Annotated in this window: 22 protein-coding genes and 1 tRNA gene; 16 read left to right on the top strand and 7 right to left on the bottom strand. The window is 67.7% G+C overall.

What is annotated here, in order from left to right; genetic code table 11:
• From galU to ACYQ7X_RS02690, 3 genes are all read right to left on the bottom strand, one after another.
• The coding region (gene galU, locus ACYQ7X_RS02680; protein ID WP_459695288.1) for a UTP--glucose-1-phosphate uridylyltransferase GalU at positions 1-818 on the bottom strand (818 nt) is incomplete at its 3' end.
• 210 nt (positions 819-1,028) lie between these two features.
• The gene (locus ACYQ7X_RS02685) at positions 1,029-3,299 is read right to left on the bottom strand and encodes an NADP-dependent malic enzyme (RefSeq protein ID WP_459695289.1); all 2,271 of its coding nucleotides are present in this window, start codon (positions 3,297-3,299) and stop codon (positions 1,029-1,031) included.
• Between the two features lie 139 nt (positions 3,300-3,438).
• Positions 3,439-3,524, bottom strand: a tRNA-Leu gene (locus ACYQ7X_RS02690).
• 111 nt (positions 3,525-3,635) lie between these two features.
• On the opposite strand from ACYQ7X_RS02690, the gene lipB reads away from it, so the two are divergent.
• From lipB to ACYQ7X_RS02735, 9 genes are all read left to right on the top strand, one after another.
• Positions 3,636-4,286 carry a lipoyl(octanoyl) transferase LipB gene (gene lipB, locus ACYQ7X_RS02695; protein WP_459695615.1) on the top strand — a complete coding sequence of 217 codons (651 nt, stop codon included), beginning with the start codon at positions 3,636-3,638 and terminating at the stop codon, positions 4,284-4,286.
• Positions 4,287-4,398: 112 nt separating this feature from the next.
• Positions 4,399-5,748: a preprotein translocase subunit SecY gene (gene secY, locus ACYQ7X_RS02700; RefSeq protein ID WP_459695616.1), complete on the top strand. Its 1,350-nt coding sequence runs from the start codon at positions 4,399-4,401 to the stop codon at positions 5,746-5,748.
• A complete protein-coding gene (locus ACYQ7X_RS02705) occupies positions 5,745-6,431 on the top strand; it encodes an adenylate kinase (protein ID WP_459695290.1) in 687 nt (228 codons plus the stop codon). Before secY ends, ACYQ7X_RS02705 begins: the two co-directional genes overlap by 4 nt.
• Before the next feature lie 149 nt (positions 6,432-6,580).
• Positions 6,581-6,958 (top strand): 30S ribosomal protein S13, encoded by a 378-nt coding sequence (rpsM, locus tag ACYQ7X_RS02710; RefSeq protein ID WP_459695291.1) that lies wholly within the window; start codon positions 6,581-6,583, stop codon positions 6,956-6,958.
• Between the two features lie 99 nt (positions 6,959-7,057).
• Entirely contained in the window at positions 7,058-7,450 is a 393-nt protein-coding gene (rpsK, locus tag ACYQ7X_RS02715) for a 30S ribosomal protein S11 (protein ID WP_459695292.1), read from the top strand.
• A 95-nt stretch (positions 7,451-7,545) separates the two neighbouring features.
• Positions 7,546-8,565 (top strand): DNA-directed RNA polymerase subunit alpha, encoded by a 1,020-nt coding sequence (locus ACYQ7X_RS02720; RefSeq protein WP_459695293.1) that lies wholly within the window; start codon positions 7,546-7,548, stop codon positions 8,563-8,565.
• A 59-nt stretch (positions 8,566-8,624) separates the two neighbouring features.
• Positions 8,625-9,056 (top strand): 50S ribosomal protein L17, encoded by a 432-nt coding sequence (rplQ, locus tag ACYQ7X_RS02725; RefSeq protein ID WP_459695294.1) that lies wholly within the window; start codon positions 8,625-8,627, stop codon positions 9,054-9,056.
• 78 nt (positions 9,057-9,134) lie between these two features.
• Positions 9,135-10,538, top strand: coding sequence for a replication-associated recombination protein A (locus ACYQ7X_RS02730; RefSeq protein WP_459695295.1), 1,404 nt, complete (start codon positions 9,135-9,137; stop codon positions 10,536-10,538).
• Positions 10,535-11,521: an RluA family pseudouridine synthase gene (locus ACYQ7X_RS02735; protein WP_459695296.1), complete on the top strand. Its 987-nt coding sequence runs from the start codon at positions 10,535-10,537 to the stop codon at positions 11,519-11,521. The genes ACYQ7X_RS02730 and ACYQ7X_RS02735 overlap by 4 nt, the downstream gene beginning before the upstream one ends.
• 8 nt (positions 11,522-11,529) lie before the next feature.
• On the opposite strand, the gene ACYQ7X_RS02740 is transcribed toward ACYQ7X_RS02735, so the two are convergent.
• The 4 genes from ACYQ7X_RS02740 to ACYQ7X_RS02755 all read right to left on the bottom strand — a co-directional run bounded on the left by ACYQ7X_RS02740 (position 11,530) and on the right by ACYQ7X_RS02755 (position 14,487).
• Positions 11,530-12,528, bottom strand: a complete 999-nt coding sequence (locus ACYQ7X_RS02740) for an NAD(P)-dependent oxidoreductase (protein WP_459695297.1) — start codon at positions 12,526-12,528, stop codon at positions 11,530-11,532.
• Positions 12,529-12,532: 4 nt separating this feature from the next.
• The gene (locus tag ACYQ7X_RS02745) at positions 12,533-13,366 is read right to left on the bottom strand and encodes a GNAT family N-acetyltransferase (RefSeq protein ID WP_459695298.1); all 834 of its coding nucleotides are present in this window, start codon (positions 13,364-13,366) and stop codon (positions 12,533-12,535) included.
• A complete protein-coding gene (locus ACYQ7X_RS02750) occupies positions 13,363-13,905 on the bottom strand; it encodes a Fur family transcriptional regulator (RefSeq protein WP_459695299.1) in 543 nt (180 codons plus the stop codon). The genes ACYQ7X_RS02745 and ACYQ7X_RS02750 overlap by 4 nt, the downstream gene beginning before the upstream one ends.
• A gap of 135 nt (positions 13,906-14,040) precedes the next feature.
• Positions 14,041-14,487: a Ros/MucR family transcriptional regulator gene (locus ACYQ7X_RS02755; protein WP_459695300.1), complete on the bottom strand. Its 447-nt coding sequence runs from the start codon at positions 14,485-14,487 to the stop codon at positions 14,041-14,043.
• 71 nt (positions 14,488-14,558) lie between these two features.
• Between ACYQ7X_RS02755 and ACYQ7X_RS02760 the strand changes: the two genes are divergently transcribed.
• The 7 genes from ACYQ7X_RS02760 (at position 14,559) to ACYQ7X_RS02790 (ending at position 20,802) form a co-directional block, all read left to right on the top strand.
• Positions 14,559-14,735, top strand: coding sequence for a hypothetical protein (locus ACYQ7X_RS02760; RefSeq protein WP_459695301.1), 177 nt, complete (start codon positions 14,559-14,561; stop codon positions 14,733-14,735).
• Positions 14,732-14,953 carry a sulfurtransferase TusA family protein gene (locus tag ACYQ7X_RS02765; protein ID WP_459695302.1) on the top strand — a complete coding sequence of 74 codons (222 nt, stop codon included), beginning with the start codon at positions 14,732-14,734 and terminating at the stop codon, positions 14,951-14,953. Before ACYQ7X_RS02760 ends, ACYQ7X_RS02765 begins: the two co-directional genes overlap by 4 nt.
• 79 nt (positions 14,954-15,032) lie before the next feature.
• Entirely contained in the window at positions 15,033-16,160 is a 1,128-nt protein-coding gene (locus ACYQ7X_RS02770) for a glycosyltransferase (protein ID WP_459695303.1), read from the top strand.
• Positions 16,160-17,452, top strand: a complete 1,293-nt coding sequence (locus tag ACYQ7X_RS02775) for an O-antigen ligase family protein (protein WP_459695617.1) — start codon at positions 16,160-16,162, stop codon at positions 17,450-17,452. The genes ACYQ7X_RS02770 and ACYQ7X_RS02775 overlap by 1 nt, the downstream gene beginning before the upstream one ends.
• Before the next feature lie 59 nt (positions 17,453-17,511).
• Positions 17,512-18,510 (top strand): CobW family GTP-binding protein, encoded by a 999-nt coding sequence (locus ACYQ7X_RS02780; protein WP_459695304.1) that lies wholly within the window; start codon positions 17,512-17,514, stop codon positions 18,508-18,510.
• A gap of 10 nt (positions 18,511-18,520) precedes the next feature.
• Entirely contained in the window at positions 18,521-19,585 is a 1,065-nt protein-coding gene (locus tag ACYQ7X_RS02785; RefSeq protein ID WP_459695305.1) for a WD40 repeat domain-containing protein, read from the top strand.
• A 65-nt stretch (positions 19,586-19,650) separates the two neighbouring features.
• Positions 19,651-20,802: a Gfo/Idh/MocA family protein gene (locus ACYQ7X_RS02790; protein WP_459695306.1), complete on the top strand. Its 1,152-nt coding sequence runs from the start codon at positions 19,651-19,653 to the stop codon at positions 20,800-20,802.
• Positions 20,803-20,859 lie beyond the last annotated feature (57 nt).

Raw genomic sequence — 20,859 nt, forward strand, 5'->3', positions numbered from 1 at the left:
AGGCCGAAGGCGATCTGCGCTTCGAGATAGCCCGCCTTGTCGCCGCAATCGAAGCGCGTGCCTTCGAAGCGCAGCCCATGGAAGGGGGAATGGCCGATCATCTTGGCCATGGCGTCCGTCAGCTGCACCTCGTTGCCGGCACCCCGCTCCATCTTCGAGAGATGGCCGATGACTTCGGGCATCAGCACGTAGCGGCCGATGATCGAGAGGTTGGAGGGGGCGACCTCGGGCTTCGGCTTCTCGACGAGGCCGGTCACCTCGACGAGCCTGCCATCGTCATGCCCGACCTTGAGGATGCCGTAGCGGTTGGTCTGGTCGTGCGGCACTTCGGTGACGGCGACGACGCTGCCGCCGGTTTGCTCATACGCCTCGGCGAGCTGAAGCATGCAGGGCTTGTCGGCGAGCACGAGATCATCCGGCAGCAGGATCGCGAAGGGATCGTCACCGACGAAGGCGCGGGCGCACCAGATGGCATGGCCGAGGCCGAGCGGCTCCTGCTGGCGAACCGTGGTGATGGCGCCGGGATCGAGCTTGGTTTCGGCAAGCTGGGCGAGAGCTTCATCCTTGCCGCGCTCGCGCAACGTCGCCTCAAGCTCGTACGCCACGTCGAAATGGTCGATAAGGGCGGTCTTGCCGCGGCCGGAGACGAGGCAGAATTGCTCGATGCCGGCAGCGCGGGCCTCGTCCACCGCATATTGAATGAGCGGCCGGTCCACCACCGTCAGCATTTCCTTCGGCATCGCCTTGGTCGCGGGCAGGAACCGGGTTCCCAGGCCGGCAACCGGCAAGACCGCTTTGCGCAACGGTTTGATGGGCATCAGCTACCTCGGATCACTCGAAATGTTGGGCGAACGTTCTGTGCTGGTTAGCGCAGGAAAGGCAAGCCCGGAAGTCGCCCTCCGCGGCATTCCAATTCAAGGTAAGGCCGGGGCGGCTGAATTCCAGGGGATGAGCCTGAAAAGAGCCGGCCACCGCCCGCGCAGGCCATGCGCAGGCGGTGGCATCACCTCGTTGCCAGGAGGCACGGATCAGCGGTGGTTGGCGACACCTGCGGCCGCGATCGCGGTGAGGTTGGTGACAGCACGCGCGGTTGCCGTCGGCACCAGGATATGGATCGGCTTGGCCATGCCGAGCAGCATCGGCCCGACCTGCAGACCATCTCCCGCCGCCTTGATGAGGTTGAAGGCGATATTGGCGGAATCCAGCGTCGGCAGCACGAGCAGATTGGCCGTGCCCGAGAGGGTGCTGCCTTCGATGGCGCGCGCCCGCACGGTCTCGGCCAGCGCCGCATCCGCCTGCATCTCGCCATCGACTTCGAGGTCGGGCTGGCGCTCCCGGATCAGCGCCAGCGCCCGGCGCATCTTGCGGGCCGATTCCGAATTGCTGGAGCCGAAGGAGGAATGGGACAGCAGGGCGACTTTCGGGGTGATGCCGAAGGCCGCAACCGCTTCGGAGGCAAGCTCGGTCATTTCCGCCACCTGCTCGGCCGTCGGGTCCACATTCATATGCGTATCGCAGAAGAAGAGGACGCCCTCGCTCAGGATCACCGCCGTCATCGCGTAGATGCGGCTCACGCCGGGCCGGCGCGGGATGATCGGCAAGGCGTATTGCAGATGGCGCCACCAATCGCCGAAGCCGCCGCAGATCGCGGCATCGGCCATCCCTTCGGCGACCAGCATGGCGGCCGTCACGGTGGAATGCGAGCGGAGCCGCAGCTCCGCCGCATCGGGCCGCACCCCCCGCCTGCCGGCGAGCGTCTTGTATTTGGCGAGGACGGGGGCGAGCAGCTCGGCATCCGTCGCCGGATCGATGATCGAGACGCTCTTCTGGAAGTCGAGCCGCAGGCCCATCTCCCGCGCCTTCTGGGCGATGTGTTCCCGCCGGCCAATGAGGATGGGGCGGGCGATGCCGTCATCCACCACCGTCTGCACGGCGCGCAGCACCCGCTCATCCTCGCCTGCGCCATAGACGACGCGGTGCAGCGTGTGCTGGGCGGCCGCCACCACCGGCCGCATGAGCTGGCCGGAGCGATAGGTGAAGCGCTCCAGCTCCCGCCGATATTGCGCGAAATCGGTGATCGGCGCGCGGGCGACGCCGCTTTCCTGCGCGGCGCGGGCGACGGCGGGGGCGATCTCCAGGATCAGCCGCGCATCGAAGGGCTTCGGGATGATGTAGTCCGGCCCGAAGATCGGCGCGGCGCCGCCATAGGCCGCCACCACCGTCTCGCTTGCCTCGATCCGGGCGAGGCCGGCAAGCGCTTCGACCGCGGCCGTCTTCATCGCCTCGTTGATCGTCGTCGCCCCGCAATCGAGGGCGCCGCGGAAGATGAAGGGAAAGCAGAGGACGTTGTTCACCTGGTTCGGATAGTCCGAGCGGCCGGTCGCCACGATCGCATCCGGGCGCTCGGCGCGGACGAGTTCGGGCAGGATCTCGGGCTCGGGATTGGCGAGCGCCATGATGACGGGCTTGGGCGCGAGCTTGGGCAGCCATTCGCGCTTGAGCACGCGCGGAGCGGAGAGGCCGAGGAAGAGATCGGCCCCCTCGAGCACCTCTTCCAGGCTGCGCGCGGCGGTATCCTGCGCATAGCGCGCGAGGTTCGGCCCCATATTGTTGCGGCCGCGGTGGACCACGCCCTCGATATCGGTGAGGAAGACGTTCTCGACCTTGAGGCCCATGGCGACCAGCAGATCGATACAGGCGAGCGCCGCGGCGCCGGCGCCGGAGGTGACGACCTTGATGTCGGCGAGCCTTTTGCCCTGCAGCGTGAGCCCGTTGGTGACCGCGGCGGCGACGGTGATGGCGGTGCCGTGCTGATCATCGTGAAAGACCGGGATCTTCATCCGCTCGCGCAGATTGGCCTCGATCGCGAAGCATTCCGGCGCCTTGATGTCTTCGAGGTTGATGGCGCCGAAGGTCGGCTCGAGCGCCGCCACCACATCGCAGAAGCGGTCGGGGTCGGCGGCGTCCACCTCGATATCGAAGACGTCGATCCCGGCGAATTTCTTGAAGAGCACCGCCTTGCCCTCCATCACCGGCTTGGAGGCGAGCGCCCCGATATTGCCGAGGCCGAGCACGGCGCTGCCATTGGAGATGACGCCGACGAGATTGCCGCGCGCGGTATAGAGCTTCGCCTCGTCCGGATTGGCGACGATCGCCTGGCAGGCGGCGGCGACGCCGGGCGAATAGGCAAGGGAAAGATCGCGCTGGGTTGCCATGCGCTTGGTCGGCTCGATCGCGAGCTTTCCAGGCCGCGGGTAACGGTGATAGTCGAGCGCCGCCTTGCGAAGATTTTCGTCCACGTTTCCCCCTCGGGCGCCGGGTCGCGCCGTTCCGTCAGAGGGTGATAAGACCAAGGGAGCGGTCAGGATGCAACGCGCGGGGCAAGCTGAAGCCCGGCGTTTCAGCCATGAATTTTTAGCTGTCTGAAGGTCTTAAAGATGGTGCGGTCGAGAAGACTCGAACTTCCACAGGGTTTCCCCCACAAGCACCTCAAGCTTGCGCGTCTACCATTCCGCCACGACCGCATCGTGGGTGGCGCCGTATAGCCAATGATGGACGCCGCAGCAACAGGAGAGATGAGCGTGAATACACGCGCTGATGTGGCATCAGATGCGCGCCCGGCGGATGCGCCGCGCCTGCGGATCAGCGATGGGCTGGTCCCCTACCCCGCCGCGATCGCCGAGATGCAGCGTGCCATCCGCGCCATCCGGGCGGGCGAAGAGGCCGAGCAGGTCTGGTTCCTCGAACACCCGCCGCTCTACACGGCCGGCAGTTCGGCGAAGCCCGAGGATCTCGCGGCGCCCGACCGATTCCCGAGCTTCGATGCCGGGCGCGGCGGCCAATGGACCTATCACGGCCCCGGCCAGCGGGTGGGCTATGTCATGCTCGATCTCGAACGCGCCCACGGCCCCCTGCCGGCGCGGGATCTGCGCGCCTATGTGCATGGCCTCGAGGACTGGATCATCCGCGCGCTCGACCGTTTCAACATCCGGGGCGAGCGGCGGGATGGGAGGGTCGGCATCTGGGTCGCGGACCGCGCCGCCGGCACCGAGGCCAAGATCGCTGCCATCGGCGTGCGGGTGACGCGCTGGGTCACCTGGCATGGCGTCGCCATCAACCTCGAACCCGATCTCGACCACTTCGCGGGCATTGTTCCTTGCGGCATCCGCGAGTATGGGGTGACAAGCATCCATGCGCTCGGCATCCTCGCCACCATGGCGGAGCTTGATGCCGCGCTCGCGGCGGCATGGGCCGATGTCTTCGGCGGTCGCCTCGCCCAGGGCTGAGGGGTGGCGACGGGCGGAACGGCCCGGGCTTGGTGTGGACGGACTGAGAAGAAGACGCGCGGCGGCCAGAGATCACCCGCCCCGCCCGGCGTCGCAAAGATGGGAATTGGGTATGGCCTCGGCGGCCGAACAACTCGCGGCTAATCTGAACTTCGGCACCTTCGCCAAGGCGACCGAGCTCAAGAAGCGTATTTGGTTCACACTCGGGGCGCTGCTGGTCTTCCGGCTGGGCACCTATATCCCGGTGCCCGGGGTGGATCCGGCCGTCATGAGCCAGCTCATGATGCGCAACGGCGGCGGCATCCTCGGCATGTTCGACATGTTCTCGGGCGGCGCGCTCGGCCGCATGACGGTCTTCGCGCTCAACATCATGCCCTATATCAGCGCGAGCATCATCATCCAGCTCATGGCCTCCGCCATTCCGTCGCTGGAGGCGCTGAAGAAGGAAGGCGAGGTCGGCCGCCGACGCCTCAACCAATATACCCGCTACCTCACTGCGGTGATCGCGATCTTCCAGAGCTACGGCATCGCCGTCGGGCTCGAGACGATGCGCGGCAGCCTCGGCCCGGCGGTGATCGACCCCGGGCTTTTCTTCCGCTTCACCTGCGTCGTCACCCTCGTCGGCGGCACCATGTTCCTGATGTGGGTCGGCGAGCAGATCACCGCGCGCGGCGTGGGCAACGGCTCCTCGCTCATCATCTTCGCGGGGATCGTGGCGAACCTGCCGAGCGCGCTCGTCAACCTTCTCGAACTCGGCAAAACCGGCGCGCTCTCGCCCTTCTTCGTCATCGCCTTCATCCTGGGCGCGATCGTCATCATCGGCTTCGTAGTGTTCATGGAGCGCGCGCAGCGGCGGATCATCATCCAGTATCCGAAACGGCAGGTCGGCCAGCGCGTCTATGGCGGCGAGAGCAGCCACATGCCGCTCAAGATCAATACCTCGGGCGTCATTCCGCCGATCTTCGCGAGTTCCATCCTGCTTATCCCGGCGACGATCATCGGCTTCTCCCATGCCGGCGCCGGCAGCCCCGCCTGGGTCCAGTGGCTCGCAGGCTCGCTCGGCCACGGCCAGCCGGTCTATATGATCCTCTATGCGGCGATGATCATCTTCTTCGCCTATTTCTATACTGCGGTCGTCTTCAACCCCGAGGAAACGGCCACCAACCTCAAGAAGCAGGGCGGCTTCATCCCCGGCATCCGGCCGGGGACGAACACGGCCAACTACTTCGACCGTATCCTGACGCGGCTGACGACGATCGGCGCGCTCTACCTCGTCGTGGTTTGCTTGGTTCCGGAATTCCTGATCGGCCATTACAGCCTGCCTTTTTATTTTGGCGGCACCAGCCTACTCATTATCGTGTCGGTTACGATGGACACGGTGACGCAGGTCCAGTCCCATCTGATCGCGCATCAATATGAGGGCCTCATCAAACGGGGCCGCGGGCGAGGGAGAGGTCGTTGAATATCATTCTTCTGGGGCCACCAGGCGCGGGGAAGGGCACGCAGGCGAAGGGGTTGCAGCTGCGCCATGGCATCGCGCAGATCTCGACCGGCGACATGCTGCGCGCAGAGGTGGCCGCCGGCAGCGAGATCGGCCTCAAGGCGCGCGAGATCATGGGGCGCGGTGAACTGGTGCCCGATGCGGTGATCATCGCCATGCTCGGCAGCCGGATCGAAAAGCCCGATTGCGCGCACGGCTTCATCCTGGATGGTTTTCCCCGCACGGTGCCGCAGGCCGAGGCGCTGGACCGCCTGCTCGAAGAGCGCGGCACGCCGATCGACGCGGTGATCGAATTGCGGGTGAACGATGCCGTTCTCATCGAGCGGATCGCCGGCCGCTTCTCCTGCGCGAACTGCGGCGCGAGCTACCACGACAGCTTCAAGCAGCCGAAGTCCGAAGGCACCTGCGACATCTGCGGCCACCATGATTTCGTCCGCCGCCCCGATGACAAGCGCGAAGTCGTCTCGGCCAGGCTCGAAGCCTATAACCGCCAGACGGCGCCGCTGCTGCCCTATTACGAGGCGCAGGACCGGCTCCGCATCGTCGATGGGCTGGCCGAGATTGACGAGGTGGGTGCCGAGATCGAGGCGGCGCTGGAGACCCTGCCGAAGCGCGGAGTCTCCCATGCGCTCACGCAAAGTTGATCTGCAGCGGTTGACTCTCAGTTAGGCGCGGCGCTATTCCGCACCTCCACCGATCGAGGGCGGTTGTCCTGGTCGGATCTTTTTCTCGGCCATATCCGGGGCGACCAGCCGAACGCTTTGCCGCGTTCGGCGCTTGAGGAGTGTGAAGCGTGGCGCGTATTGCCGGGGTGAACATCCCGACCAACAAGCGGGTGGTCATCAGTCTGCGTTATATCTATGGCATCGGTCCGACCAACGCGGTGCAGATCTGTGACCGTCTCGGCATTCCGCACGAGCGCCGGGTCAACCAGCTGTCGGACGACGAGATCCTCCGCATCCGCGAACTGATCGACCGCGAATTCCGCGTCGAGGGTGATCTGCGGCGCGAAGTCTCGATGAACATCAAGCGGCTGATGGACCTCGGCTGCTACCGCGGCCTGCGTCACCGCAAGGGCCTGCCGGTGCGTGGCCAGCGCACCCACACCAATGCCCGCACCCGCAAGGGCAAGGCCGTGGCGATCGCCGGCAAGAAGAAGGTGACGCGCTAAGGGCTCCGGCCCTCCGCGCGCGACGTGAACTCTATCCGACGCCTTGGCACGCCAGACCCTCCGGTCTGGCGGCTGCGTCATCAGTGACAGGATTGATCTATGGCGAAGCCCGCCTCGACTCGGCCCCGTAAGAAAGAGCGCAAGAACATCAGCTCTGGCGTGGCGCATGTTGCCGCGACCTTCAACAACACCGTGGTGACGATCACCGACGCCCAGGGCAATACGATCGCCTGGTCTTCGGCGGGCGCGCAGGGGTTCAAGGGCAGCCGCAAATCCACCCCCTACGCTGCTCAGATGGCGGCGGAGGATGCGGGCCGCAAGGCGCGTGAGCATGGGATGGAAAATCTCGAGATCGAGGTAAGCGGCCCGGGTGCCGGCCGCGAGAGCGCCCTGCGGGCGCTCCAGACCGTCGGTTTCTCGGTCAGCTCGATCCGGGATACGACGGCCGTTCCGCATAACGGCTGCCGGCCGCGCAAGCGCCGCCGCGTCTGACGGAGGCTGCGGGCGGTCCTGTCGCCGGCGCGGCCGATCCTTTCCGCAAAGCGGCAAGGATCCGGCGCCCGGCTTCATTCTTTTAAGAGGCGAACGTGGTATTGCAGAGAAATTGGGAATCGCTGATCAAGCCCGAGAAGCTCGAAGTCGAGTCGGGTAACGATCCCTCCTGCGTCGCCACCGTCGTGGCGGAGCCGCTGGAGCGCGGCTTTGGCATGACTCTCGGCAACGCGATCCGCCGTGTCCTGCTGTCTTCCTTGCAGGGTGCCGCTGTGACGGCCGTGCAGATCGACGGTGTGCTGCATGAATTCAGCACCATCCCTGGCGTCCGCGAGGACGTGACGGACATCGTGCTCAATGTGAAGCAGTTGGCGCTGCGCATGCACGGCGAGGGCCCGAAGCGCATGATGCTCTCGGCCACCGGCCCGGGCGAAGTGCGCGCCGAGCAGATCCAGGCCGGGCATGACATCGAGATCATGAACCCCGATCTCGTCATCTGCACGCTGGACGAGGGCGTCAAGCTCGGCATGGAATTCACCGTCAATATCGGCAAGGGCTATGTCGCCGCGGCGGCGAACCGGCCCGAGGATGCGCCGATCGGCCTCATCCCGGTGGATGCGATCTATTCCCCGGTCAAGCGCGTCTCCTACAAGGTGGAGCCCACGCGCGTCGGCCAGGTGACGGATTACGACAAGCTCCTGCTGACGCTCGAAACCAATGGGTCGGTGACGCCCGAGGATGCGGTGGCGCTCGCCGCGCGTATCCTGCAGGACCAGCTGCAACTCTTCATCAATTTCGACGAGCCGCAGCAGCTGCGCCTGGAAGAGCAGCAGGACGATCTGCCCTTCAACCGCAACCTGCTCCGCAAGGTGGACGAGCTCGAACTCTCCGTCCGCTCGGCGAACTGCCTGAAGAACGACAATATCGTCTATATCGGCGATCTCGTTCAGAAGAGCGAGCAGGAGATGCTGCGCACGCCGAACTTCGGCCGCAAATCCTTGAACGAAATCAAGGAAGTGCTGACCGCAATGGGGCTCTCGCTCGGCATGAACGTGCAGGGCTGGCCGCCTGAGAATATCGAAGACCTCGCCCGCCGGCTCGAAGAGCCCTTCTGACGTCCGGCCTCCCTTCAACCGTTTGATGATCAGCGCGCACAGGTCAAAGGACTGAAACCATGCGTCACGGCGTTTCCGGGCGGAAGCTCGGCGTTACCTCCACCCACCGCGCGGCGATGTTCCGCAACATGGCCGTCGCGCTTATCAAGCACGAGCAGATCACGACGACCCTGCCCAAGGCGAAGGAACTTCGCCCCGTGGCGGAAAAGCTCGTGACGCTCGGCAAGCGCGGCAATCTGCATGCCCGCCGCCAGGCCTATGCCCAGCTGCGGGACGAGACGATCGTCGCCAAGCTCTTCGAGACGATCGCCGAGCGCTACAAGACGCGCGCCGGCGGTTATACCCGCGTGCTCAAGGCGGGTGTGCGCTACGGCGATGCCGCTGATATGGCGATCATCGAATTCGTCGATCGCGACCCGGCCGCCAAGGGGCTCGACAGCGGGCCGAAGCCCGAGGTCGCCAATGATGACGAGGCCCTCGGCGAGGCGTAATACCTCGCCGCTTGGCCGAAGGCAGTTCAGGGGGCGGGCCGCAGGGCTCGCCCCCTGTCTCGTTTGTGAGGTGCGCACTTGGCCCGTTCTCCCGGCCCTTCGGATGATCTCTTCGGCGCGCCGGAGCCCTACGGCCGCGCCGATGCTGGCCGTGCGGATGGCGGCCGCGCCGAGGGAGGCGCCCGGCGTGGCGGCCGGCCGCGGCTGCGGCCGCTCGCCGACCGGCTGCGCCCGCTCGCCCTTGGCGAGGTGATCGGGCAGGACCATCTCCTCGGCCCCGATGGCACCCTCACCCGCATGCTGGCGCGCGGCTCGCTGTCCTCCCTCATCCTCTGGGGCCCGCCTGGCGTCGGCAAGACGACGATCGCGCGGCTCATCGCCGAGCAGGCAGGGCTGGTCTTTTCACAAATTTCGGCGGTCTTTTCCGGCGTGGCGGATCTCAAGCGGGTCTTCGAGGAGGCGGCCCGCCGCGCCCGCACCGGCGAAGGGACACTCCTCTTCGTCGATGAAATCCACCGCTTTAACCGTGCCCAGCAGGATGCCTTCCTGCCGGTGGTGGAGGAAGGGATCGTCACCCTGATCGGCGCGACGACCGAGAACCCATCCTTCGCGCTGAACGGCGCGCTGCTCTCCCGCGCTCAGGTGCTGGTGCTCAAGCGGCTGGACGATGCGGCCCTCGCCCAGCTGCTCTCCCGCGCCGAGGCCGAGATCGGCCGCGATCTGCCGTTGACGGGGGAGGCGCGGGCGACGCTCGGCGCCATGGCGGATGGTGATGGGCGATATCTGCTCAACATGGCTGAGCAGCTCTTCTCCCTGCCGGAGGATCAGCCCGCGCTCGATCCCACCGGCCTCGCCGATCTCCTCGCCAAGCGCGCTGCCCTCTACGACAAGGACCGCGAGGAGCATTACAACCTCATCTCGGCGCTGCATAAATCCTTGCGCGGATCGGATGCGGATGCCGCGCTCTACTGGTTCGCCCGCATGCTGGCCGGCGGCGAAGACCCGCGCTACATCGCCCGCCGCATCCTGCGCTTCGCGGCCGAGGATATCGGCATGGCGGACCCCCAGGCCCTCATCCTCACCGAAACCGCGTGGACGACCTATGAGCGGCTCGGCAGCCCGGAAGGCGCGCTGGCGCTGGCACAGGCCGTCGTCTATCTCGCGACCGCGCCGAAATCGAACGCCGTCTATGCCGCCTTCGGCGCCGCCCGCCGCGCGGCGCGCGAAACAGGAAGCCTCATGCCGCCGGCCCATATCCTCAACGCGCCGACCAAGCTGATGCGCGACCTCGGCTATGGCGATGGCTATGCCTACGACCATGACGAGGAGGAGGCCTTCTCGGGCCGCAACTACTTCCCCGACGGGATGGAGCGGCCGAGCCTCTACCAGCCTGTGGAACGCGGCTTTGAGCGCGAGATCGCCAAGCGGCTCGACTACTGGGCGAAGCTGCGCGAGAAGCGCCAGCAGGAGCGGGGCGAATGAGCACGGTGCAGGAGCGGATCGTCAGCGCGGATGAGGGCGATATCCGGCTAGATCGCTGGTTTCGCCGCCATTTCCCGGGCCTCACCCAGGGGGCCATCGCCAAGCTCTGCCGCACCGGGCAGATCCGCGTCTCGGGCCGCCGGGCGGAGGCGAATACCCGCCTGCAGCCGGGCGAGGCGGTGCGCATTCCGCCGCCCGTGCTGGTGGCGGCCGAAAGCTTGCCGCCCAAGGCGGAGAAGCCGCTCGATGCCCGAACGATCAAGGATCTCGAGCGGATGGTGCTCTATCGGGACGAGTGGCTCATCGTCCTCGACAAGCCGCCCGGCTTGCCGACGCAGGGCGGCCCCGGCATCACCCGCCACCTCGACGGGATGCTCGACGGGCTCCGCTTCGGCTCGGAGGAGCGCCCGCGGCTTGTCCACCGGCTGGACCGCGATACCTCGGGCGTTCTGCTGCTCGCCCGCTCGCCCGGCAATGCCGCGAAGCTCGCCGCCGCGTTTCGCACGCGGAGCGTGCGCAAGACCTATTGGGCGGTGGTGCTCGGGCTGCCGGTGCCGCTGGAAGGGCTCATCGACCAGGCTTTGACGCGGCGCGACGGCTTAGGCGGCGCGCGCAGCGCCATCGCCCATCCCGCCGACCCGGATGCGCAGAGGGCGATCACCGAATACGAGACGCTCGACCATGCGGGGCGGAAGTTCAGCTGGCTCGGGCTTTATCCCCATACCGGGCGGACCCATCAGCTTCGCGTGCATTGCGCGGCGATGGGGCATCCGATCCTCGGCGATACCGCCTATGGCGGCGATATCGAAATGGAGGTGTTGAGGCCGCAGCTGCATCTGCATGCGCGCGCGCTGACGCTGCCGCATCCGGCGGGCGGCACGCTGACCGTGGCCGCGCCGCTGCCGCCGCATATGGAGGAGAGCTTCCGCCAGCTCGGCTTCGTCGCGCCGGCGGCGGAGCCGCCGCGCCGCCTCAAAGCCTAGCCCCGGCGTCAGCTGCTGCGGGCGCGATCCCTGGTCCCTCGGCCGCCGGGGACGACAATGCGCTCCGCCGGAACGGGCCGGCCGGTGAGGCAGGCGATGACGCATTCGGCGGCGTCGATCGCCAGCTGTGCCATGCTGCGATGGGTCGAACCCCCGACATGGGGGGTGAGGATGACGCGAGGATGCCGGCGGAAGGGATGCGAGGCGGCCGGGGGTTCGGGCTCCGTCACGTCAAGGGCGGCGCCGCCGAGATGGCCGCTTTCCAGAGCGTTGAGCAGCGCGGTTTCATCCACCAGCCCGCCGCGCGCGGTATTCACCAGGAAAGCGCCGCGCGGCAGGCGGGCCATGGCCTCGGCACCGATCAGGCCGCGGGTCTCGGGGGTGAGCGCGGTGTGGAGGGAGAGGATATCGCTCTCCACCAGCAGCGCATCGAGGCTTTCGGCCCGGCGGGCATGGGCATAGGCGCCGGGCGCTGCGTGGCGGGACAAGGCTGAGACCTGCATGCCGAAGGCGCTGGCGAGGCGGGCGGTGTGCTGCCCGATCGGCCCCAGGCCGAGGAGGCCGAGGCGCGTGCCCTCGGCATCGCCCACCATGGTGCCGCCTTCGCGCCAGCCGCCGCCCACGGTCTGCGCCTGCAGCGCCGGCATCTGCTTGAGCAGGGTGAGCATGAGGGCGAGGGCGTGTTCCGCGACCGCCCGGGCATTGGCGCCCGGCGTGCGGGTGACCATGATGCCGCGGGCGCGCGCCGCGCCGAGATCCACCTCGTCGGTACCCGCGCCGTGGCGGGCGATGATCCGCAGACCGGGCGCGGCATCCATGACGCCGGCGGTGATCGCTCCCTGACGCGCGATGATGGCCAAGGCATCGCAGCGGGCGGCGATCCGCGCGACCGTTTCAGGGGCGGGGAAGGCTTCGGTGTAATGCAGGGTGAAGCCTGCCGCCTCCAGCATCGCCACCCCTTCCGGCGCCAGCAGTGGCGAATTGACGAGGACGCTCGGGCCCGGCATTGGCTCAGCCGCGCTTGTCGCGCTGCTCGCGCTCGAAATGGCGGTAGTATTTGCCGGTCACGAGATCGGTCTGCACCACGACCGCGACATCGGTGGTGTTGAACTGGTGATCGACGACCGCGCCATCGCCCACGAAGCCGCCGAGCCGGAGATAGCCCTTGATGAGGGGCGGCAGGCCGACCAGCACCTGCCGCGCGTCGATCGCCGCGGGATCCATTCGCCGCATCTCGACATAGCGGTGCGGCAAAGCGCGGAGGCGGATATGCGGCGGCGCCAGGTGATGCGCATGCAGATAAGTGAGATCGGCGGCCAGCGCATCGACATCCGTGCCCGGCAGGCTCGCGCAGCCGAACATCAGGTCGATGTTGTGGGTAAAGACGAAGGCGGCGATGCCCCGCCACAGCAGTTGCATGACCGCCCGCCCCCGATAGGCGGAATCAACGCAGGAGCGGCCGAGTTCGAGCACGCGACCGGGGAATTTCTCGACGACAGAAATGTCGTATTCGTCCGCCGAGTAGAAGCGGCCGATGGTCTCCGCCGCTTCGCGTCGGATGAGCCGATAGGTGCCGATGACCGCATCCGGCCCGTTGCCCAGATCGTGATCGACGACCAGGAGATGATCGGCCACGGCATCATAGCGGTCGCAGTCGCGCTGGGTTTCCTCGGTGCGGGAATCGGCATGGGCGCCGAGTTCCTCGTAGAAAACGCGGTAGCGCAGCGCCTGGGCGGCATCGAGTTCATCCGGCGTGCTCACGATGCGCAGGCCGAGGTTGCCGGCGCGCAGCTCGCCTATTCCCTCCTCGCGATCGAAGCCGGCGAAGGTGTCGGAGGGGATCACTTCGCGTCCATGCTGGGCGCGAGGGCGGGCGCGGCAGTGGTGGCGCCGCCGGCGGCATGCGCCCCGCCCGCGGCCGGCCGCGCGGGCGGGCGGCGAGCGGCACCCTGCCGGGCCGCCGCGCTCTTCGTCTGCGCCTGCTGCTGGCGGCCGAAGAGTTCCAGCCGGTGATAGACGAGATCGAAGCCGAGGCGCCCGGCGATGGTGCGGATCGCCTCCTCCAGCTCCGGATCGATGAATTCGATGACGCGCCCGCTCTCGACATCCACGAGGTGGTGATGCGGCCCCGGCGTCGTCGGCTCGTAGCGCGCGCGACCACCGCCGAAATCATGCCGTTCGAGAATGCCGTTCTCCTCGAACAGGCGGACGGTGCGATAGACGGTGGCGATCGACATGCGATTGTCGAGCGCGACGGCGCGGCGGTAAAGCTCCTCGACATCGGGGTGATCCGACGCTTCCGACAGCACCGTCGCGATGACCCGGCGCTGCCCAGTCATCTTCAGACCTTTTTCGATGCACAGGCGCTCGATGCGCGACATCATCCGCTCAGCCTTCGCCCCAAACTCAGCCCTTGGGCCATGTGTCGCCGCCTGCCGCGGCGAGACCGCACGAGGGCGGCCCGCCCGTTATAGAGGGACCGGCAGGCCGTGGCAAAGCACGGACTGCCCCGGGCGTGCTCAGCCGCCGCGGCCGGACCGGGCGGAGCCGGCCGCTTTCACGGGCGCGCGGGGCTTGGTGCCGAGGCCGATCTTCTTGGCGAGGGAGGAGCGCTGGCGGGCATAGTTCGGCGCCACCATCGGGTAGTCGGGCGGCAGGCCCCAGCGCTCGCGATACTGTTCCGGCTCCAGATTGTAGGCGGTCTTGAGATGCCGCTTGAGCATCTTGAGCTTCTTTCCGTCTTCCAGACAGATGATGTAATCCCCGAACACGCTCTTCTTGATCGGCACGGCGGGCTGCGGCTTCTCGGACACTTCGGGCTGCGCGCCGACATTGGACAGGGTGCGGAAGACCTCTTGGATGAGGCCGGGCAGCGCCTCGGGGGCGACGGTATTGTGGGAGACATGGGCGGAAACGATCTGCGCCGTCCAGCCAAGCACGCTGAGGTTTGGGGTCTCGTCGGACATCAAAAAAAACTCCTGGCCGGATCGTTTAGAAGTGAGCTGCGGCGCGCTAGATATTTTTTGGTGGGCCGGCCGTGAAGCCAGAAACCGAGCAATCCAGCGATGTCGATTCGTTCGCCTTATACCTGGAAACGCCGTTTGCTTTCTTTTTCTACATCGAGATCATAAACCCCGGCAACCGCTATCGGCTGGAATCAACTGCATCATGCAAAGCACGCCAAATACTCGGCCCGACGCATTTCTTGACGTGACGGCCGACACCTGCCCGATGACCTTCGTGCGCACCCGCCTCGCCTTGGAGAAACTGCCCGAGGGGGCGATCCTCGCCGTGCGGCTGCGTGGGGCGGAACCGCGGGAAAGCGTGCCGCGCATGGCGAGCGCCCAGGGCCACCGCATCCTCGAAAGCCAGGAGAGCGCGGAGGATGGCGAGAGCCTCACCCTTTTCATCCGGCGCGGGCCCAAGGCGTGAAACCTGCCCCAGAAATGGCGGGTTCTGAAAGCGCGATGCCGGCCGGGCGGCGATGCTAGCGACGGCCGAGAGCGCGGCCGTGGCGGCAGACCCGCGGCCACGTGTCGCCGCCATCCTGCCGCCGCGGGAAGGCTTTGGCCCGCACTCGGCCGGCGCCATCGCGCTTTTGCAGGCACGGCTGACCGAGGAGCGGCCGGGCCTCGCGGCTTCGGCTTTCGCCACCACCATCATCGGCGCGCAAGCGGGCTCGGAGCCGCTCTTCCCCCGCCCCTATCGCGCGGTGCGGCAAGGCTGGTGGCCGATCGGCGGGGATCGGCGCTACGCCGCCGGTGTCGGCCAGGCGCTGCGCGCCCTGCGCCCGGCGCTGATCGAGGTCCACAACCGGCCCGATCTCGCCCGCCGGCTGGCCGGACGCTTCCCGGCGCGGCGCATTGCGCTCTTCCTGCACAACGATCCGCGCGGCATGCGGGGCGCGGCGCGCGCGGCCGAACGCGCGGCCCTGTCCGCTGGTCTCGGGCGCGTCGTCTGCGTCTCGGGCTTCCTCGCCGATTGCTGGATGGAGGGGCTGCCCGCCACCCTGCCGCGGCCAAGCGTGCTGCCCAATTGCCTTGACCTCGCGGCTCTCCCGCCTCCTCTGCCGGCCGAACGGCGGCAGGCGCGGATCCTCTTCACCGGCCGCCTGGTGGCTGACAAGGGCGCCGATGCCTTCGTTGCCGCCTGCGCCGCGGCGCTGCCGGAGCTTCCCGGCTGGCAGGCGGCGATGATCGGCGCCGACCGGTTCCGCCCGGATAGCCCCGAGACACCCTTCATCGCCGCCTTGCGGCCGCGCGCTGAAGCCGCCGGCATCAGCCTGCTCGGCTATCGCGATCACGCGACCGTCATGACGGAATTGAGCGGCAGCGCCATTGCGGTCGTGCCCAGTCGCTGGCAAGAGCCCTTCGGCTTGGCTGCGCTGGAGGCGATGGCTGCCGGCGCCGCCTTGGTGGCGAGCCGGCGGGGCGGGCTCGCCGAACTGACCGAGGGGGTAGCGGCGGTGATCGAGCCTGAGGACCCGGCAGGAATGGCGGCCACGATCCTCTCCCTGGCGCGTGACCCTCCCCGCCGCGCCGAACTCGCCGCCGCCGGCCTGCGCCGGGTGCGCGATTACGATCTGCCTGCCGCCCGCATCCGTCTGGATGCCATGAGGATGGAGTTGCTCAGCGCGTGATGCCGCTCAATTTGCTGATCGAGCGCATGGCGCTCACCCTGGTTCTCCTGGTGATGCCCGGCCTGCTCGACGGGCGTGGGCTGGCCGACGTGCTGATGTCCGGGACCGCCCTGCTCTTCCTGCTCGATCGCGCGCGGAGCGGCCGTTGGGGCTGGCTGCGCGAAGGCTGGGTGCCCTTCGCCGCCGCCTGGTGGATCTGGGAGATGCTCTGCTCGCTCCCCGCCCCGCCGGTGCTGCATGGCGACTGGCCCGATTTCGTGCAGGCGGCGGCGATGGTGCGGTTCTTCGTCTTTGCCGCAGCCCTCGAATTTTGGGTGCTGCGGGAGGCGCGCCATCGGCTCTGGCTGCGCTGGGCGGTGCAGGCGACCGCCGCCTATATCGGCATCAACTGCCTGTGGCAGTGGCTGACGGGCAAGAACTTCTTCGGCGATGGCCGCTTCGTGGATGGCGAGCTGACCGGCCCCTTCTTCAAGCCGCGCGCGGGGCCCGAGCTGGTGCGCATCCTCTTCCCGGCGCTCTTGCCCCCGGTGATGGCGCTGATCGAGCGGCGGGCCTGGCTTTGGCGCATCCTCGGGCTCGCCCTGGCCGCCCTCGGCATCGCGGTGATGATCCTCATCGGCCAGCGCATGCCGGTGCTGCTCACGGGCCTTGGCCTCGTCGTCTCGGCGATCCTGCTGCCCCGCCTGCGCCCGGTGGCGATCGCGGTCGTCGTCGTCGGCGGCGTGGTGCTTGCCGCGTCCCCCATCATCTCGCCGCCGACCTATTATCGCCTGGTCGAGAAATTCAGCCGCCAGATGGATCATTTCCAGACCAGCCCCTATGGCTATCTCTGGCGGCGGGCCGACGAGATGACCGAGCAGAACCCGATCGTCGGCCTCGGCTATGCCGGTTTCCGGCGGGATTGCCCGCAGCCGCGCTATTTCGTCGGCTGGTCGCGCATGCCGGGCCACGACGGTGGTGGCGCCGCGATCTGCAAGATCCATCCGCACAACTTCTACACCCAGGCAAGCACGGATGGCGGCTATCCCGGCCTCGTGCTGTTTTCGCTGATGTGCCTCGCCTGGCTCTGGGGGGTGGGGCGCGGCCTGTGGCGCAACCCCAACCCGCTGCGGGTCGGGCTTTTCGCTGGCTGCCTCATCCATCTCTGGCCGATCGCCTCCACCAGTGCCTTCACCGCCCTGCCGGTGAGCGGCTACTTCTTCGTGGTGCTCGGCTGGGGGTTGGCCGAAGCGCGTTGGAGTGCCGGCGCATCTGCGCGGGAAGCAAGGCCGGGTTCCCGCCCTGCCGAATGACCGGACCGGATTGGTCCTCTATAACCCTCGGTTCGTCCTCGTGACCGGAGTGAACTCTCATGCCCGATACCATCGCTGACACCGCCCCCGGCCTCTCCCAGGATCTCGTCCCCGTCACCGTGCTCACCGGCTATCTGGGCGCTGGCAAGACGACGCTGCTCAACCGCATCCTGACCGAGAACCACGGCCGCAAATACGCCGTCATCGTCAACGAATTCGGCGAACTCGGCGTGGATAACGACCTCGTGGTGGATGCCGACGAGGAGGTCTTCGAGATGAACAACGGCTGCATCTGCTGCACCGTGCGGGGAGACCTCATTCGCATCCTCGCCGGGCTGATGAAGCGGCGCACGAAGTTCGACGGCATCATCATCGAGACGACCGGCCTCGCCAACCCGGCCCCGGTGGCGCAGACCTTCTTCGTGGATGAGGGCGTGCGCGCCCGCGCCCGCCTCGACGCGATCGTGACGGTGGTGGACGCGTTGAACCTCCCTGCCCGGCTGGCCGATAGTGCCGAGGCGGCCGCGCAGATCGCCTTCGCCGATGTCATCCTGCTCAACAAGATCGACCTCGTGAGCGCCGATGAGCTCGCCGGGGTGGAGGCGCGCATCCGCGCGATCAACGCGCTCGCCCCGATCATCCGCTCGGAGAAATCCAAGGTCGCGATCGAAGCGGTGCTCGACCGGCGGGCCTTCGACCTCAACCGCATCCTCGCCTTCGATCCCGATTTCCTCGATACCGACGAGCATGAGCATAACGAGGAAATCTCGAGCATGAGCTTCACCGTGTCGAAGCCTATCGACCCGCAGAAGTTCAACGGCTGGATCGGCACGGTGCTGAACGCCAAGGGGCCGGACCTGCTGCGCACCAAGGGCATCCTTGATTACGCCGGCGAGGACCGGCGCTTCGCCTTCCAGGCGGTGCACATGATCGCCGATGGCGATTTCATCGGGCCCTGGAAGGAGGGCGAGAAGCGGCAGAGCCGCATCGTCTTCATCGGCCGCGATCTCAACCGCCCGCAGCTGCGCCGCGGCTTCGAATCCTGCCAGGCCGGCTGAGCGCGGAGCGATGCTGGCCTCAGACCTCTCTGCCCTCAGCCCGCTCGTCGAAAGCCGCGGGGAGACGCGGATGCTCGATGCCTTCGTCGTCCAGGCGGCTTTCGAGCGGGGTGGAGGCTTCGCCGCCTTCGGCCTCGGCGACGGCAGCGTGCATTTCGCGCCGGTGACAGCCGGAGGCGCCTGGCTTTCGCAGGTGGCGCATGATGGCGCGGTGCTGGGGCTCACGGCCGATATCCTGCCGGGCAGCGTGATCACCGGCGGGGATGACGGGGACCTTCGCCGCGTGCGGGCATCGGGCGAAGCGGTGACGCTCGCTGATCTCGGCTCCAAATGGGTCGAGCATGTCGCGGCCTATCTGCCGGCCAAGGGGCGGGAGAAGGATATGCCCGTGCTCGCCTGCGCCGCCGGCAAGCAGGTGCATCTCTTCGACGCGACGGGGCAGAAGCTCAAATCGCTCGACCATCCTTCGACGGTGACGGGCATCGCCTTCGACGGGCGCGGCAAGCGCATCGCCGCGGCGCATTACAACGGCGCCAGCCTCTGGTTCGTCGCCGCTAAGACCGATGCGCCCCGCCGGCTGGAATGGAAGGGCAGCCATATCGGCGTCGCGCTGCACCCGGACGGCGAATCCGTCGTCACCGGCATGCAGGAAAACGCGCTGCACGGCTGGCGGCTGGGCGATGGCCAGCATATGCGGATGAGCGGCTATCCCTCCAAGCCCGAAAGCGTCTCCTTCTCGCGCTCCGGCCGCTGGCTCGCTTCCTCCGGCGCCGATACCGTGGTGCTCTGGCCCTTCTTCGGCGGCGGCCCGATGGGCAAGGCACCGATGGAGCTGGCGGGTGGCGGCGGCGTGCTGGTGACGCGGGTGCTGTTCAACCCGAAATCGGATGTGGTGGCGGCGGGCTTCGCCGACGGCCGGGTTGTGCTGGCCGAGGTGGAGAGCGGGCGCATCCTGCCCGTGGCATCCCCCGGCGGCAGCCCGGTCTCTACCCTCGCCTGGAACGAGCATGGCAGCCATCTCGCCTTCGGAACCGAGGCGGGGCTCGCCGGGGTGGTTGACCTCTCGAAGCGCTGAGGCTTTGCTCTGACCGATGAGGCGCCGGGAGCAACCCGGCCCCACGGCAGGAGGGAGCGAGTGAGATGACGCAACGCCGCATCAGGCTGGGCATGGTGGGCGGCGGGCCCGGCTCCTTCATCGGGCCGGTGCATCGCCTCGCGGCGCGGATCGACGATCGCTACGATTTCGTGGCCGGCGCCTTTTCCTCCGATCCGGCGAAATCCCGCGCCGCGGGCGAGGCCTGCCATATCGACCCCGCCCGCGCCTATCCGAGTTGGCAGGCGATGGTCGAAGGCGAGCGCGCGCGGGATGACCGGATCGACGCCGTCGCCATCGTGACGCCGAACAACCTGCACTACGCCCCGGCGAAAGCCTTCCTCGAAGCGGGCTTCCATGTGATCTGCGACAAGCCGCTGACCATGACGGCGGCGGAAGCGACCGAGCTTGTGGCGATCGTGCGGCGCACCGGCCTCGTCTTCGGCGTGACGCACACCTATGCCGGCTATCCGATGGTGCGCCAGGCGCGGGCGATGGTGGCCGCTGGCGAGCTGGGCGATATCCGCGTCATCCACGTCGAATATGCGCAGAGCTGGTTGACCGAGGCGGTGGAAAAGACCGGCCTCAAGCAGGCGGTGTGGCGCACCGATCCGGCGCAATCGGGCGGCGGCGGCTGCCTGGGCGATATCGGCACCCATGCCTATCACATCGCCCATTACGTGACGGGGCTGCGGGCGGAAGCGCTGGCCGCGGAGCTTTCGATCTTCGCGGAGGACCGCAAGCTCGACGACAACGTCCATATCCTGCTGCGTTACGAGGGTGGGGCGCGCGGCATGCTCTGGGCGAGCCAGGTTGCGCCCGGCGAGGTCAACGGCGTTCGGCTGCGGGTGTTCGGCGCCAAGGGCGGGCTTTCCTGGCACCAGGAGCAGCCGAACGAGCTGATCTTCACCCGCCATGGCGAGCCGCCACGGCACATCACCCGCGGCGGGCCGCAATCGGGCGACGGCGCTGCCTATGCCGCGCGGGTACCGGCGGGGCATCCGGAGGGCTATCTCGAAGCCTTCGCCCAGCTCTACACCGACGCCGCCGAACAGATCGTGGCGCGCTGGGAAGGCCGCGCCCCCGCGGCCACGGCTCTTCTGCTGCCGACGGTGGAGCAGGGCGAGATGGGCATGAAGTTCATCGAGGCCGCGCTCGAATCGAACCGCCGCAACGCCGCTTGGGTGGGCGGGCTCTGAGCCCGGCGGCGCTTGGCGGGGCCGCCCGGCGGGGCCGAGGGGCCATGGGAGCCGCGT

This window comes from Acidisoma sp. C75 (assembly GCF_054665095.1).